Source organism: Pontiella sulfatireligans (assembly GCF_900890705.1).
GTDB classification, from domain to species: domain Bacteria; phylum Verrucomicrobiota; class Kiritimatiellia; order Kiritimatiellales; family Pontiellaceae; genus Pontiella; species Pontiella sulfatireligans.
In genome coordinates this window covers 646,293-662,008 of the sequence record NZ_CAAHFH010000001.1, presented here as the reverse complement: position 1 = coordinate 662,008, position 15,716 = coordinate 646,293, and the positions used below count along the sequence as shown (strand labels likewise).

The 15,716-nt window shown below is 52.0% G+C and carries 9 protein-coding genes; 1 reads left to right on the top strand and 8 read right to left on the bottom strand.

The features are described 5' to 3' along the window. Window positions 1-3: 3 nt before the first annotated feature. On the top strand, window positions 4-867 hold the full coding sequence (locus SCARR_RS02390; RefSeq protein WP_168432920.1) for a hypothetical protein: 864 nt from the start codon (window positions 4-6) through the stop codon (window positions 865-867). A 21-nt stretch (window positions 868-888) separates the two neighbouring features. Here the strand turns inward: SCARR_RS02390 and nifS are convergent, their stop codons facing one another. The 8 genes from nifS to SCARR_RS02355 form a co-directional block, all read right to left on the bottom strand. Beyond that, complete coding sequence (gene nifS, locus SCARR_RS02385) at window positions 889-2,055, bottom strand: cysteine desulfurase NifS (protein WP_136059919.1); 1,167 nt, start codon at window positions 2,053-2,055, stop codon at window positions 889-891. 85 nt (window positions 2,056-2,140) lie between these two features. Then, window positions 2,141-2,971 (bottom strand): Fe-S cluster assembly protein NifU, encoded by an 831-nt coding sequence (gene nifU / locus SCARR_RS02380; protein WP_136059918.1) that lies wholly within the window; start codon window positions 2,969-2,971, stop codon window positions 2,141-2,143. Between the two features lie 87 nt (window positions 2,972-3,058). After that, complete coding sequence (nadA, locus tag SCARR_RS02375; RefSeq protein WP_136059917.1) at window positions 3,059-3,964, bottom strand: quinolinate synthase NadA; 906 nt, start codon at window positions 3,962-3,964, stop codon at window positions 3,059-3,061. 167 nt (window positions 3,965-4,131) lie between these two features. After that, window positions 4,132-4,257, bottom strand: a complete 126-nt coding sequence (locus SCARR_RS29020) for a hypothetical protein (RefSeq protein WP_281281098.1) — start codon at window positions 4,255-4,257, stop codon at window positions 4,132-4,134. 111 nt (window positions 4,258-4,368) lie between these two features. Next, window positions 4,369-5,472, bottom strand: a complete 1,104-nt coding sequence (locus SCARR_RS02370) for a 6-phosphofructokinase (protein WP_136059916.1) — start codon at window positions 5,470-5,472, stop codon at window positions 4,369-4,371. Continuing rightward, window positions 5,462-5,686, bottom strand: a complete 225-nt coding sequence (locus SCARR_RS02365; protein ID WP_136059915.1) for a hypothetical protein — start codon at window positions 5,684-5,686, stop codon at window positions 5,462-5,464. Before SCARR_RS02365 ends, SCARR_RS02370 begins: the two co-directional genes overlap by 11 nt. Continuing rightward, the gene (locus SCARR_RS02360; protein ID WP_136059914.1) at window positions 5,683-6,159 is read right to left on the bottom strand and encodes a type II toxin-antitoxin system VapC family toxin; all 477 of its coding nucleotides are present in this window, start codon (window positions 6,157-6,159) and stop codon (window positions 5,683-5,685) included. The genes SCARR_RS02365 and SCARR_RS02360 overlap by 4 nt, the downstream gene beginning before the upstream one ends. 225 nt (window positions 6,160-6,384) lie before the next feature. Next, window positions 6,385-15,366: an InlB B-repeat-containing protein gene (locus SCARR_RS02355; RefSeq protein WP_136059913.1), complete on the bottom strand. Its 8,982-nt coding sequence runs from the start codon at window positions 15,364-15,366 to the stop codon at window positions 6,385-6,387. Window positions 15,367-15,716: the final 350 nt, after the last annotated feature.

The window sequence follows — 15,716 nt, the reverse complement described above, 5'->3', positions numbered from 1 at the left end:
CCCATGCCTTCGCGACCCGATGCTTTTTCCGAAACATTCGGACTGACGCGCGGCATGAAAGGAATGGTTGCTTTCGGGCTGGCATTCTTTTCCATTGAATTGCTGGCCAGCATCGCTTTTTGGTTCATTCCAGCATTCAACAAACATCCAGCCCTCCGCTGGACTTGGCTCGCGAGTGCCGTGGGTTACGCGGTTTTCGTCGCGCTCTTCATCTCGGTATGGAGAAGAACAAACGACTGCATCGAGATTACGAACGAGAGCGTCGCATCGCACTCTCCCCACGGCCGCAATATTATGATGAAATGGGGCGAGATCGCGGCGATTGAAGAATCATTACAAGGCGCCTGCCTTAAGCTGCGATCAATGAACGGTGAAACAATCCGTGTGGAATATCAAACTGAAAACCTGCCCGACGTGCTGAATCTACTGGAGCGAAACCTTGAGCATCTTGGAAACAACACGGAGGGCGCCGTCTTCAGAAAACGCGGAGACTTCTACGCCGTGCACCTCTTGATACTGGTGTTTTTCGCGGGAGGCGCCGCATGGGCTTGCACGCTGGGACTATACTGGGGAGCGATTCTGCTTCTATTCACGCTCCCGACCCTCAAAGCATTCGTCGCGGAACCATGCAAAGTGATTGTCGAGCCCGCTCGAATTTCCATCCAATCCACCTTTCGCCACCGCATCATCGACATGTCCGACATCCGAGATGTTCGACTCGACCTCGACCAAAGCCGCGACCCCGCCCTAGCGGTGTTGATCAGCGGACGGCGAACCAACGCGGAGATAAAGCTGATCCGCTTCAAGAACATCTTTCACCTTCACCTGGTGATGAAACACAACCATGAACGGACACTCGATTCTTGATGGCCGCAATGCGGCCGCCTATCAATCGTTCGCAAAAGGCGACAGTTCGCGCAGTCGCGCAATGATGCGCGGTATTTGTTCGAGAACATAGTCGATGTCCTCGCCAGTGTTGTAGTTGCTTAAGCTGAACCGGATCGAGCCGTGCAGCATCGAGCGAGGCACATCCATGGCGCGCAGCACGTGCGACGGCTCCAGCGAGCCGGAGGCGCAGGCCGAGCCGGTCGATGCGCAAATACCGACGTCGTCGAGCATCAGCAGAATCGCTTCGCCTTCGACATATTCAAAACTAATGTTGGTGGTGTTGGGCAGGCGCTCGGAGCCTCCGCCGTTGACACGCGCGCCCTTGCAGGAGGCAAGGATGCCGGCTTCCAGTCGGTCGCGCAGCTTGCGCTCATGCTCGGCGTCGTGCTCCATGCGCTGCAGCGCCAGTTCGCAGGCTTTGCCCAGGCCCACGATGTACGGCACGTTTTCCGTGCCGGCGCGCCGGCCGCGTTCCTGGTGCCCGCCCATGATGTGCGGGGTGATTTTGGTGCCGCGCTGCGCATACAGCACGCCGATGCCCTTGGGGGCATGCAGCTTGTGGCCGGAAATGGAGAGCAGGTCCACGGGGATATCCTTCACGGAGATCGGAAGCTTTCCAACAATCTGCACGCCGTCGGTGTGGAAGATGCCCCCGCCCTCTTTAATCAGGTTTCCAATCTCTGGAACCGGGAAAATAACGCCAGTCTCGTTGTTGGCCCACATAATGGATGCAACGGTTGCTTTTCCAGACATGGATTTCTCGCGAACCTGTTCCATATCGAGGTTGCCCGCGTCGTCAACTTCGAGGGTCGATAGGCGAAAGCCCTTGTCTTCAAGATAATGGCACGGACCGAGTACAGCGGCATGCTCAACGCGGGTGGTGATCAAGTGCGGATGGCCCCCCATGGCGTCGACCGCGCCACGAACGGCCATGTTGTCGGATTCTGAACCGCAGCTCGTAAAGATGATTTCGTTGGGATGCTCGGCGCCGATCAACGCCGCCACTTTTTCGCGCGCTTCGTCGATGTGCTTTTTAACGCCGCCCCCAAACGTGTGCATGCTCGAAGGGTTGCCCCATTGTTCGTAAAAGAAGGGAAGCATTGCTTCCGTAACTTCGGGCGCAACCGCGGTTGTGGCATTGTTGTCTACATAAACTGACTGCTTCATGAAATTCTAATCCCTAATTTCTAAATCCTAAACAAACTCAAAATCCAAACTTTCAGGTTTCAAATTTCAAGTTTCAGGTTTCCACCTACACGGCTTCTACGACGATGTCGTCGGAGACGGCTTCGCGGAGTTGGTTTTCTACAACGTCTTTCAGCGTGACGGCCGAAACCGGACAGCTGACGCAAGCGCCGACAAACTTAACCAAAACTTTGTCGCCGTCTACGTCGTGCAGCTCCAGATCTCCGCCGTCGCGCCGGAGGATGGGACGCACCTGGCGGTCGATGGTTTCTTCGATCAGCTTGATTTTCTGCAACTGGGTCAGCTTAGGCTTTTCTTCGGTCTTGGCTTTTTCTTCGCCAATAACACGGTTGATAATCTCTTCGATTTCCGGAATGCACTGTCCGCATCCACCGCCGGCCTTGCAGGCGTTGGCGACTTCTTCGGCAGACGTCAGCTTTTGCCCGCGGGCGACCTTCTCGATTTCCTTATCGGTCGCACCAAAGCAGTGGCAGATGACTTCGCCGTCGAGTTTCTTGTCGAACGTCTTTCCGGTGCGATAGTTGTAGATGGCCGCTTCGAGCGCCTCGCGGCCCATCACAGAGCAGTGGACCTTTTGCTTCGGCAGGTCTCCAAGATAGTCGATGATGTCGGCGTTGGTAATCTGGTCAGCCTCGTCGACCGTCTTGCCAATCAGCATAACGGTGAGTGCAGAAGAGGAGGCGATCGCACTGGCGCAGCCAAAGGTTTGGAACTTGGCCTCCGCAATCTTCTTTTCTTCGCCGAGCTTGAAGGTGAGCCGCAGAGCGTCGCCGCACGCGAGCGATCCGGCCAGACCGTCTCCGTCCGGATTTTCAACCGCGCCGACGTTGCGCGGATTCTTAAAATGATCGGTGACTTTGTCCGTATATTCCCACATAAAACTCGCTCCGCTTGTTCAAATTCTAAGCACTAACCACCCAAACCCTAAAAATTCAGGTTTCAAGTTTCACATTTCAGGTTTCTATTAACTCAGTTCCAACATGGCTTCGATGGACTTGCGCGCCAACGAACACGTGGGTTCCGGCACCACAATGCGATGCTGCATGTCCTCGAGCGCCCAAAGCACCTTTTCCAAATCGATTTTTTTCATATTCGGACAAAGGGCCCTCTCGCTGACTGCGTAGAATTTTTTCTCCGGGTTTTCATTCCGGAGGCGGTAGAGCAGCCCCATTTCGGTGGCGATGATGAACTCCGTTTCGTCCGATGCTGCGGCGTGTGTACACATTTGGCCGGTCGAGAGCAAATAGTCGGCCAAGTCGCGAATGACCAGCGGACATTCCGGGTGAGCCATGACGACGGCGTTAGGGTGGTCTTTCTTTTCGCGGACGATGTCGACGTCGCGGATTCGGGAGTGGGTCGGACAGTAGCCGTCCCAAATGATCATTTCGCGTCCGAGCACTTTCTGAATGTAGTGCCCGAGGTGCGTGTCGGGCACAAAAATGATTTCCTTGTCGACCGGAACCGAGCGGGCAATGGCCATCGCGTTGGACGAAGTGCAGCACAGGTCGCATTCGGCCTTAACCGCCGCCGAACTGTTGACGTAGCAGATGACCACGGCACCGGGATGTTCGGCCTTCTTTTTTCGAAGCTGTTCGGCAGTAATCATGTCCGCCATGGGGCATCCGGCAAACTGGTCAGGCAGCAGAATCGTTTTTTCCGGGCTCAGGATGGCCGCGGTTTCGGCCATGAAATGCACCCCGCAGAAAACAATCACCTCTTCGTCGAGCTCGGCGGCCTTCCGGCTGAGCTCCAGCGAGTCGCCGGTAAAGTCGGCGATGGCCTGCACCTCGTCGGGCTGGTAGTTGTGGGCAATGATGATTGCGCCACGTTCGCGCTTCAATTCTTGGATTTTATCTTCAATCGTTTGCATGAATTCACCTCATAAAAGGCGGGGTTTATAAATCGGAAGGGGCGACGAAACAAAACAAAAAGATGAAGAGATGAATTATTTAGTCCACTAATGGTGCTGCATAAATGCAGCAAATGGATCAGTAACGGTACTTTTCGTCGAAAAAACAAGGCATCGGAGAAAGACGTTTAGTTTTTTTTGATCTTCTTCGCGCTACAGACCTTGTCCTTTTTCTTCACGACGGCGCCGCACTTTTTGCATTCATACATGCCGACCTGTTTTTGCTTCTTCGGTTTGTCTTTTTTGCATCCCATGAATATCCTCCTGACCTTAAATCAAATAATCGGTTAATTTTAACACCAAGAACGCAAAGTCCGCAAAGAAAAGCCTCGGCACCTTGTTTCGCGCTCTTTGCGTTCTTTGGTTTAGAATTCCCCCATTCGATCGCCTAGGCAGGTATCGACCAGCATCGCGGTTTTGAGCCATGCATGATTTCTAGGAATAATCTTGGTTTGCCCAGCCACTTCATGCAATGGCACCGCCACGCAATGCTCGCCCTTGATGCCGACCATAACGTTATATACGCCTTCGGCCAGCAGTTCGCCGGCCTTTGTGCCCAGTCTAGTAGAAAGCAGCCGGTCGGTGGCCGTCGGCGATCCGCCGCGCTGCACATGGCCGAGCGAAGTGAAGCGCACCTCGAGCCCCGCCGCCTGCTGGATTTCGCGCGCAATACGGTTTGCCACCGGTTCCTCGATCAGACCTTCCACCTCTTCATCCGGAATGGATTTTTTCTTTTTCTTCCCGTCTTTCTCTACATTCTTGGAAACAGCACCCTCGGCTACTGCAATAATCGAAAAGCGCTTATTATGGTGGCGACGCGCCAGCAAATGCTCAACCACGAGATCCATATCGTACGGAATTTCCGGCAGCAGAATCACATCCGCGCCGCCGGCAATGCCGGCGCCCAGCGCCAGCCAGCCGGCCTTGTGGCCCATGATTTCGCAGACGATCGCCCGATGATGGCTGGTGGCCGTCGTGTGCAGCCGGTCGATCGCTTCAGTAGCAATCGCCATAGAAGAGTCAAATCCGAACGTAATGTCGGTGCCGGCCACATCGTTGTCGATGGTCTTTGGCAACGTAATAACATCCAGCCCGGCTTCATGCAGCCGCATGGCATTTTTCTGGGTTCCATTGCCGCCGAGGCAGATGAGGCAGTCAATGTGGTTTTTCTTGGCATTGGAAACCGCGACCTCGGTCATATCCATCACCGTGCCGCCCATTTCCATCTTATGCGGCTTGTCGCGGCTCGACCCCAAAAAGGTGCCGCCATGCGTCAGAATGCCGCTCACGTCGCCGTCCTCCAGCGCACGCATCCGGTTTTCAACCAGCCCGCGGAAGCCATCCTTAATGCCGACCACCTTCGTGCCCTGCCCCAGCGCCGCTTTGGCCACGCCGCGGATCGCCGCGTTGAGCCCCGGACAGTCGCCTCCGGAGGTTAAAATACCAATGGTTCTTGTTTTAGTCGTCATACGATTGATCCGCCCGGTTATTCTTTGTTCCGTAGTCGGGGGATTCTTCTGCCACTAAAAGCCCAGTGTTTTTTCCATTTCGGGTGATCACTGGATGCCCACAGTTTTTCTGATGTTTCCGCAAGTCGTCACAAATTTCTGCAATATCATAATCGAATTTCTTTGCATGCTCGTCGCGAATCCTTCGCACTTCATCAATGATTGGATTGTTCATAGCTCTGCCTCATCCAGTTCTTCCGGCGAACAAATCTCCGGCATGGCATATCCTTCCGTCACAACCACGTTTCGAATGATTTGCTTCATTGTTGGGTTGTTGATGTGTTTGAAATTCCACGTGACAATGAAATCAACGCCCCCAACCGCAGCGACAGCAATATGGATGGCATCTTCTACGGAGTTTTCCGGCACAGCTTTCTTCTTTACCAATACTGTAGCCAAAGACTCAACCTCAAGGGAAATGTCAAGAACGGGGATCCCATCAATCGCTTCGGTACGAAGCTTGGCCCGGACAGCGTCTCCCTGTTCGCACTCCTGTACCACGAGGTCTGAAATTACAAGGTCGTACCTATCCCGACTTTCCCAAAAGGAACGTGTGCTTGCTTGGTGCCCGGCTAGGATCAGATCGTTCGACTGACGCGCAGTCAGAAAGCCAATGACGCTTGTTTCTAGATAGACGAGATTTTTCATGGTTGCAATTCGTCGGTTCCTTTCCAGCCACTTTTGTAGTCCTTCCCACACAGCTTCGCTAGTTCAAATAGCGGAAAACAAAAAACGCCCCGCAAATGGGGGCGCTTCTGGCACTTACTGGCTCCTTGGATCGGCGGCATCTCCAAGGGCGACGACTATGCCACGCACGACTCGACCAAACGGCTTTAGTATTTCCACTGCCACATCAACACCATGTGTCCTGTTCTAATGCCTTTGGATTTGAAGCACGTTCCCATTGCTGGCGCGGATGCGGAAATAGCCTTTCTCGTTGGACGCTGGCTGCAGGATGAACGAGTTGGTGCCACCATCGCCGCCAAAACGCTTCATCATCTTCCACGACCCGGTTAGTGAAGGCGTGTGCTCCACCCAGTAGACCCGCCCGGACGCGGTGCCGACCAGGAATGCGCTTTGCAGTTGGCCATTGACCGTTGCATTGCTTGAACTCCAGAAGAAGCGGCTGTCACCATCATTGGGCAGGGTTCCAAGAACATATTCCGCATAGTCGGAATAGCCGTCGTTGTCGCTATCAACCACCGAATTACTCACGGAAGCATTCAGGGAATAGGACTGCTCCCAACCATCCGGCATACCGTCGCCATCGGAATCCTTGCTGAACGGATCGCTGTCGAGCATGTCGTTCATCCCGTCGCCATCCGAGTCGTAGGTCGCGGGATCATCCGGCATGACTTCGGCCTTGATGCGGTAGTATTGGCTGTCCAGCTCATCCGCATCGGGATCGAGCAGCATCATGTTGGTTCCGGTGCCGAAGAACCGCGCCAGCACCATCCAGTTCGACGACATCAAATCATCCGTCCCCTCAATGGTGTACCAGCGCTTTTCACACGTGCGGACATCCATTTCCATGCTTCCGCTCGTCATCGAGAATACGTCGGCATCCAGTCGATTGGTCGGATCGGTTCCAAAGACATATTCCCGCAGGTTGCTCTGCCCGTCGCCATCGGCATCTGCATCCGCAACACAATTGGTCACGTGCCCGAAATAGTTCGTTTCCCAGTGGTCAGGAATGTTATCCGTATCGTCATCAACGCCATATGGCGTATCCAGCTTCAGCAGGCTTTCAGGATAATCAAACGGTGCGCCGCCAAGTTCTGACGCCACCACAACATCTGGCACACCGAACACCCGTTCGGCACTTGCATCCCAAATCTTGAAGCGGATGTCTTCACCATCGGCATTCACATTGACTGCCATGGTCGCAATGGCTGCTTTATCAAACATGATGTCAACCTGCTGAACGCCGCGTAGCTCATTGCCAACATAGGCAGCCACCACATCGCCGTACACCGCATTTGAACCATAGAGTTTTACATCGGCCAAAACGGTCATTACGGGATTGGGGTAAACAACGGGATCACCAAAAGGATGAGGGGAAGGTATTCCATTAACGAGTGCCGACGATGACTGCACCGCCAGCATGGTCAAAGCGGATGCGGTATTAGCATTGAACGTCAGTAGATACGGCTGATTTGCTTTAATCCAATATCCTCTCCCGGGCCTCATTTGTGTCAATGAATTGACCATGTCGGGAACATGCGGATTAAAACTTCCTGATGAATCCGTCACGCGGTCAATTACACTGGAAGACAGTGCGTCGGCCAACACAACCCGGACATCCGCCGCCCCCGACAAGGGATACCCGACGTGGTTCCATCCTTCGATCAACTGAATGGTTGCCGTTGCTCTCTCCAAAGGGGAACCCGTCAGCGCCAGACTTTCATTCCCAGTCATATGCAACCAGAATCCGTTTGCCGGAGCAAAATCAACCAGCGTATTCCATGCATCCGGCAAGTCAGGATCGAAAGAACCGTTCAACCCTTTAGCCATCGAAACGGAACCGAGCACGTTGCTCAGAACATTCCGGATGGAGTAATCTTCAAAGTCGATGTTGAAAGAAACCTGGTTCCATCCGGCAGACAAATCCATATTGAGAACAATATCGTCGGAAACAAAGATTGGAACGAGGCCATCTGGATACGAACCGAGCGTTGTGCCGGAAACCGCGTTTACATTGCAATCCGGACTGACTTCATAGACCACACCTTCGTTGCTGTCCCAAAGCTTGAAGGTCAACAGTTCGCCGTTTTGTGCAACCTGAACGCTCAAATTGACTCCGCTGAAGGTCTCCTCAACAATCACCTCGCCCTTGCCGCGCAGCTCAGTCCCGCTGAAGACGGCAACGATATCCCCGTCCGAAGCGGCTTGGCCAAAGAGTTCGACCCTTCCGAGAATATTCATTCCGACGGTTGGATAGGTTTCAGGATAGCCAAACGGGTCATCTGCTACGGTGGTATAAGTTGCCTGTAGCGTAACATTCGAAGCCGGCATGGCTACGTTTGCGGTTAAATTGGAAAGATTGTCCACGAAACCGACGTCGCCGCTCCATCGTTCAAAAACCTGCCCGGAAGGTGGTTCTTCGGCGACAATCGCCACGGATTGACCCGAAGGATAAACCCCGCTTCCGTTACCGTTCTCTATGGTTAACCGATATCCCGTATAGGTTGCAGTTACGCTCACATCATGGGCGGGCATAAGCAATGAAGTCGAAGCGGAGCTGGCATCAGCCAGAACATTCGTATCGCCTGTCCACGCATCGAACCGCTCGCCGGACGGCGGAGCATCTGCAACGAGAGAAACACTGCCCCCCAGAGCGTAGGAACCACCACCTGAACCATTATTAACCGTAAGCGTATAGCCAGGCGTACGATAGGTCGCCGTAATCGACACATCATGATCCGGCATGATCACCGTTGTATTTGTCGCGGAAATATCGGCCAAATAATCTGTATCGCCGATCCAAAGATTGAAAGTTTGGCCTGGCGGAGGCGCACTGGAAGCAATGGCAACGACATGTCCCACAGGATATGTCCCCGATCCACTGCCGTTATTAACGGTGAGCACATTATCCTGAACGACATAGGTAGCATCCAAGGACACATCCTGATTCGGCATCACGAAGGATGCTTCTTCGCTCATCATGTTGGCCAGAACACCAACATCCCCCTGCCAACCGGCAAACTGATGAGCCGATGATGGAGAAACTCCTCCAATATACACCGTCTCGCCGACAGAATATTGTCCACTGCCAAATCCTCCCGCAATATGAACCTCGTGCAAATTATCGGGATCAACCAACTGCCATATAATCCCCCTAGTGCCGACTGCCCCACCCTCTACACTGACAAAACGTCCATCGGGTAGATATGCCACAGCCTGCACGGAATCCGAATGACCAATACAATTTTTAACACACTGCTCTGTAGTAACATCCCAGACCTTAACAAGATCATCATAAGCCCCTGAAATCACATGCAAGTCGTCCGGAGAAAATGCTGCATCGAGCACCGTCAAAGAATGCCCTTCAAAGAACTTTAATCTATCCCCTGTTACCACATCCCAAATACCAACATCATTACCGGACGTCATCAAAAGTTTGCTGCCGTCCACTGAAAACTCGCGAACAGAAATCCATTGATTATCAAATTGATGACTATACAGAAGAGATCCGCTGCTAGCGTCCCATATATCAGCAATGCCATCAGAGCAGGTGGCTACCAGAGAATCATCATCAGAAATAGCGAGGGAGCCGCCACCATCTTCCCATGTTTCCATCAATTCGCCATCAGGAACCGACCATAATTTTATCTCGTCTGAAGATGTCGTTATCAGCAAATCCCCCGAATGGAAAAATTCGACATCAGATCGACTATCTGCATCTACTTCAAAAATACATTCTGAGGTAACCAAATCCCACACCCGCAACATACGATCTGCATCAGAGGCCGCAACATACCGACCATCATCACTTATATCGCAACAATACACACTCTCTTCATGCTCAAACACTACTTTAGAAACCCCGGTATTCGCATCCCAAATAATCACTGTTCCATCGCGTGAAGCCGTTACGATCGTCTGACCATCAGAAGATACAGCGACATCATTCAGGTCATCTGTATGCATAGCACTGCAAGGCATAACATCGGGCGAATTTTTACGGGGTATCCAGTGATCAATTTCCCCCGTATTCAAACCAAGAAAACAGCCGTTAGAAGAGATGGCAGATGAGTAAATATAGCCATCTACAGATATCAGCTCTGTAAATATTCCCGACTGAAGATCGCATGTGCCCAGGCTGGTAATAATTGACTGATTATCATCCGAAAACTGCAACACGCTCCCCGAACTATTCATTTTATACAATAAGTTACCCGATGAAACATCCCAGACAAAAGGACCCCCAACCTGAGAGCAAGCCAACGTAGTCCCATCGCCTGCAAGCGCAATGCTTGTTACAGTATACGACGACTCATTAAACGTTTTTAGGCACGTTCCGGTTGCTACATCCCACATTCGAACATCACTGTCTTTACCTCCCGTATAAACGATAGAGCCATCGGGTGAAAATACGGCGCAATTAACACAGTTTGCATGACTAATGAGTGTCGCTTCACATTGCCCGGTAGCAACATCCCACACCTTTGCAGTGTCATCCCATCCGCACGTCACAAACTTTGTTTCATCGGGGGAAAAATAAACATTTTCTATGCCATCCCCCGCATGAGCCGGTATGCTTCTTATTAACTGATTTGAATCAACATCCCACAACTCGACGCCATTGTAGCGCATTGCAACAAGCACTCGGGAACCATCATCAGTTATGTCCACTCCTAGGCAATAATCCCCCATATCGCGAGACCAGACTTCACTTCCGTCGGTTATATCTAAAACCTTGACTTCTCCTTCCCATGTCCCACTAATGACCCGTTCTGCACCATCAGCTGCCGCGATCATTTTCACCTCATTAGAGTGTGCCTGAACCGGATAAAAAGCAGGAACTCCGCTTTCATAACGATATTCATAAAGTGATATTTTTCCATCCCCATTGACGCCCGCAATATGCGCCCCGTCATGAACAAATTTTGCAGCAGGGTATGTTTGCAACTGTCCTTGAAAATCAAACACCTCTGTCCATGTATCCAGTTCCCATATTTTGCTCTGGCCATACAAATATGCACCATCTGGAGAAAACGCCATCGAGTAGATGTATTCGCCGTTCGTGTCATGGGAATCAGTCATTGCCCCTGTATCAACATCATATATTTCAACAGATCCCAGACACCCCAACACCAATGAGCTTCCATCCTGAGAAAGAACACAGCGTAAACCACTTGTGGTATCGACCATTACTAGACATTGCTGACTTGCAACATCCCAAACTCGAGCGGTTTCATCGTAACCACTTAGGGTTGCCATCATAGAACCGTCTTCTGACAAGGAGATCGATGTAATAGCTGAAGTGTGCCCATCAAAACTGCCGACGACTGCCCCTATCCCAATATCCCAAATAGTTACTCTCTCCGGACTTTCTCCATCTATACCGACAAGCAGATTGGGATCATTTAAAAATTTTCCAGCCCTGACGCCACTCTGAAGCCTTGATAAAACCTCGCCCGTTCTTGCATCAAGAATGTAGTCATCCCCGAATTGTTGAATCACCGCCACCCGGCTCTCATCTGCGGACAGAGCCAAACTTATGTTGGATGCGGATATTTGAGGTAAGTCTGTATATTTTCGTAACAATACCCCAGTGAGTAAATCCCACCGGTACAAACCGGCACTCGTAAGCGTATAAACCTTATCATCACCTGTAATTGCGAAATCTTTAATGGCGCCTGTTCCGAGCTCCGCCTGAATCCTTGCAACCAGCTGATTGTTCTCAGATCGCCCCTCATCTCCACCGTAAAGACTGGCATTTGCCCCAGAACTCGAATTGGCGGCACGCACCCAATAATTATAATTACGACCGACATCGCCTGTCGTGTCCTCATACTCCAGCTGAGTCTGCCACCCACTAAGAGCCTGTTTATACGTGTACCAACTGTCAGAACGATAAATACGGTAATGCGTGGCACCCGGCACTGCGGGCCAATCGACAACCACTTTGTCAGAATAGATCCCGTCTGAAGCACTGACATCTACGGGCGTAGTCAGCAAAGGAACATACCCGGAACTCGCCTCACTGAAATCACTGGCATTCAGTCCTGCGTCACTGGCTGCGGATTTAGCCCAGTAATAATAGACCGCCCCTCGTGCCACACTTGAATCCCAAAAAACATTATCAACAACCCAATCTGTGATTTCCGCTTTTACTCCCGATACTGAATCAGACCGATAAAATTTATAATGCGTTGCATTCTTCGCAGAACAGTTAAGTCTAACTGAACTTTCATAATCACCATTAGATGCACTAATACTGGGGCGAGTAGGTGCTGAATCATCTTCAGCCGCCGTCTCAAATTTCTGATCCACCAAATCGCCATCTGCTGATTCGCTATCCAACAGGCGTGTATCTTCATACAACTCGACTTTCCAATCATACAAATTATGGCTCAATCCCGCGGATCCAACCGATGCAAGATTCCAGTTTTGCAACCCTACCGTCCCTGCCAGAGATCCGCTGTTCTCAAAATAGGTCGTCCATGTGCTTCCGGTTTTTTGCGACACCTTGAACCGGATGTCCGCCGCCACGGAAAGAGTGGTTGAAAAATGCAGCTTGCGCTGATGCGTATAGCCGTCTCCGTCGTCATCCAGTTCCTCGCTCCAATAGATGCTGGAAAGCGAGCCCGTGGCCGTGGATTCAACTTTCCGGAACCCGCTGTCGTGTGTGCTGTACTCACTGGCATTGGCGCCGCTGGAGCTGGCGGCGGCTTTGACCCAATAGTAGTAGGTGGTGCCGGAGACCGCCGAAGTATCGTAGTAGGTGCGCGAGGTTTGCCATGAACCCAGTGTGGTTTTTTCGCCGCCAATGCTGGTTGCGCGATATACGCTATAGTGCGTGGCACCGCTGACGGCGTTCCAAGAGATGGAAACCATGCTTTCCAATGTTCCATCGGAAGCCATCACACCCGCAGGAGTTGAAAGTTGAGTGACTTCCTTGCGATACCCCGTGTCCGCCGCACTGTATGTACTGGCATTCGCACCCGACGTGCTTTCCGCCGCCTGGACCCAATACCAGTAAACCGTCCCTGCCGATGCGGTGGTGTCATCGAACGCGTTTCCACTTTGCCAACTGCCCAACGGTGTTTTCATCCCGGATGCGCTGATTGCCCGATAGACTTGGTAATGCGTGGCGCCAGATACGGCGCCCCAGCTGATTTGCACCTTATCGATATACGCCCCCTTGGTCGCAGAGATGCCTATCGGCGCGGACAATCCAGCGCTAGGGGTATTCTGGAGCACTGTGTAGGCATTGAGCAATCCATGCCCCGAATCCCGGTCCCAACCGGATCCTTCGATATCCATAGACCCGGCAATAAGCGCCTGCCGAATCTCCGGCACCGACAGCCCCGGGTTTTTATCCAGCATCAACGCCACAATCGCCGCCGCATGCGGAGCCGCCGCCGAGGTCCCGTGGAAATCGCCAAAACCCGACGTGGCACACTTCACGCCATCGGCGGCCGCAAAATCCGGCTTATTACGAACCGCTCCACCGGAAGAAGTATAATTACCCGATGTGATCGCTGAACCGTTTGCATCGTAAAAAACTCGCCTCGGCCCATCGGAAGAAAAAGTTTCAACAGGTTCCCTGCCATCAAAAACCCCGCCTGATCCACGTGCGGCATTGGCATCCACGGCCGCCACGGCAATACATCCCTCCGCTGCGCTGTGACCATAAATCTGTCCCGCCGTGCCACTGGCCAACCGGCCTCGGTTAGTGTTCAGATGCAAAAATCTGGTTTGCTCCCCGGCCTTTCGGGCAATCAACAAATAATATCCCGCAAGGTTTACGTTAAACTGAAATCCTTCACACGGATCATCATTTCCATTTTGGATGTTAGAGGAACTTGCCGCAACTTGACCGCTGGAATCAACCAGAAACAGATCATAGTCATTACCGGATGCCCCATATCGATCCGACCATTTCAATATGATCGGAGTCCCGTTACACGCGGTTATTTGCAACAAATCCCCCGACCCAAAGTCATGTGTCTCATAGGCTGCCCCGTCAATATTCATCGTTTGGTAAACTCGAAAATCACCTTCCCACACCCCGCTTTGCCCATCGTTATCATTCCCAGAATTACCCGCCGAAGAAAGATACACAACCCCATCACCCTCAACCTCATTAACGGCTTCTGCAATCACTCCATCTTCAAAGGCGGGTTCCAAAAAATAACCAACGTCATCGACAATCACGTTGCATCCAGCATCGCGCAGAGCCCGGATATTGCTTGCGAAAACAGGTTCTCCTCCATTGGCCGTGGCAAAATAGAGCTCCGCGCCCGGTACCAGATCGTAAACAATTTCGAGCATGGCCAAGCCTTCGTCAGAACCAGAGCTCTCCTGCCCGGGAAGCACCGTGACCCGCCCGGCAGGCAAGTCACCACTGGAAATCAAGGTGCTCAGTTGGGACGCGCTGGCGCTATCGGAAATCACCCCAACTTTTACGCCCATTCCGCCTATATCAAAACCAGCCCGCGCAATACTGGCGCGATGTGCCACATCGCCTTCGCTCACATTCACCTTATTCAACATAGGCGGCACATACCGCCGAATAAAACGAACCTGATCCAAACCGGCAAGCGATTCCAACGCAGAAGGAGCTATATCCAAACGAACCCAGTCATGCTCTTGAAAAACCGAATGGATGTGACCGCCCAACCGCTCGATTTCCAGCAGCAAAGACTCATCGACTTGGGCCGTTACCACCAAATCCAATGAGGGTATCGCCTCCGCGGAATCGATGCCCAAAGATCCACTGCCCGGAATCAAACCCAATAACCCCGAGTCGACTTTCTGCAAATTAAGAGGTCGCTGCTCCTTCTCGGAAAGCGCCTTTTTCAATTGCTCAACTCCAGACGGGCTCAGCTCTGTCATTGGAGGAGCGGACAGGCTCTCTTGGGCTTTGTCGAATGGTGAATCGGCATCTGCAACACCGTTCGTAACCTGCTCTGGAATCGTCGCAGGTGGTTTATCGTGATCCGAGGCCAAATCATCCTTTGCAACCGCCTTTTTTCCAACGACAGCAACCTTTTCGGGATTGTCCACCGAAGAAACTTTTTCAGTATCCGCATTCTGTTTGATTGGTACCAGCGCATGCAGGGAAATGCCCCCTACTAATAACATTCCGACCACAAAAAACGACCACATCCACTTGTTCATCATGTTAATCTCCTAGATCCTTCATTTCCCTAGCCCCGCAGAAATTCTCATCCCAAAACGCTATTCCAATTTAAAGACGGCGTTGTCGGGCTTGCCTTCGGTTTGGAACCATACTCATCTTGCCTGCGCTCCGTTGACGGAAGGAAACTGCAACGTCCATTCAACCTGGCAGAAACTGCCGTACACCTGCATATCCAAAAGCACCGCTCCTGCGCAAAACGGGCAAGATGTCCATTCTATATTCGAAAGCAGTTTGGCCGTTCTGTTCCCTCCGCACTCCAAATCTTTTCTTTGCGGTCATCCATCCTGTTCATCCTGCGATCCTGTCTAAATTCCCTGCGCATTCAAAAGCA

Bases quoted from the DNA above. Each gene is read 5' to 3' on its own strand.
- SCARR_RS02390 (WP_168432920.1), top strand. From the start codon at position 4: ATGCCTTCGCGACCCGATGCTTTTTCCGAAACATTCGGACTGACGCGC.
- nifS (WP_136059919.1), bottom strand. From the start codon at position 2,055: ATGAAGCAGTCAGTTTATGTAGACAACAATGCCACAACCGCGGTTGCG.
- nifU (WP_136059918.1), bottom strand. From the start codon at position 2,971: ATGTGGGAATATACGGACAAAGTCACCGATCATTTTAAGAATCCGCGC.
- nadA (WP_136059917.1), bottom strand. From the start codon at position 3,964: ATGCAAACGATTGAAGATAAAATCCAAGAATTGAAGCGCGAACGTGGC.
- SCARR_RS29020 (WP_281281098.1), bottom strand. From the start codon at position 4,257: ATGGGATGCAAAAAAGACAAACCGAAGAAGCAAAAACAGGTCGGCATG.
- SCARR_RS02370 (WP_136059916.1), bottom strand. From the start codon at position 5,472: ATGACGACTAAAACAAGAACCATTGGTATTTTAACCTCCGGAGGCGAC.
- SCARR_RS02365 (WP_136059915.1), bottom strand. From the start codon at position 5,686: ATGAACAATCCAATCATTGATGAAGTGCGAAGGATTCGCGACGAGCAT.
- SCARR_RS02360 (WP_136059914.1), bottom strand. From the start codon at position 6,159: ATGAAAAATCTCGTCTATCTAGAAACAAGCGTCATTGGCTTTCTGACT.
- SCARR_RS02355 (WP_136059913.1), bottom strand. From the start codon at position 15,366: ATGATGAACAAGTGGATGTGGTCGTTTTTTGTGGTCGGAATGTTATTA.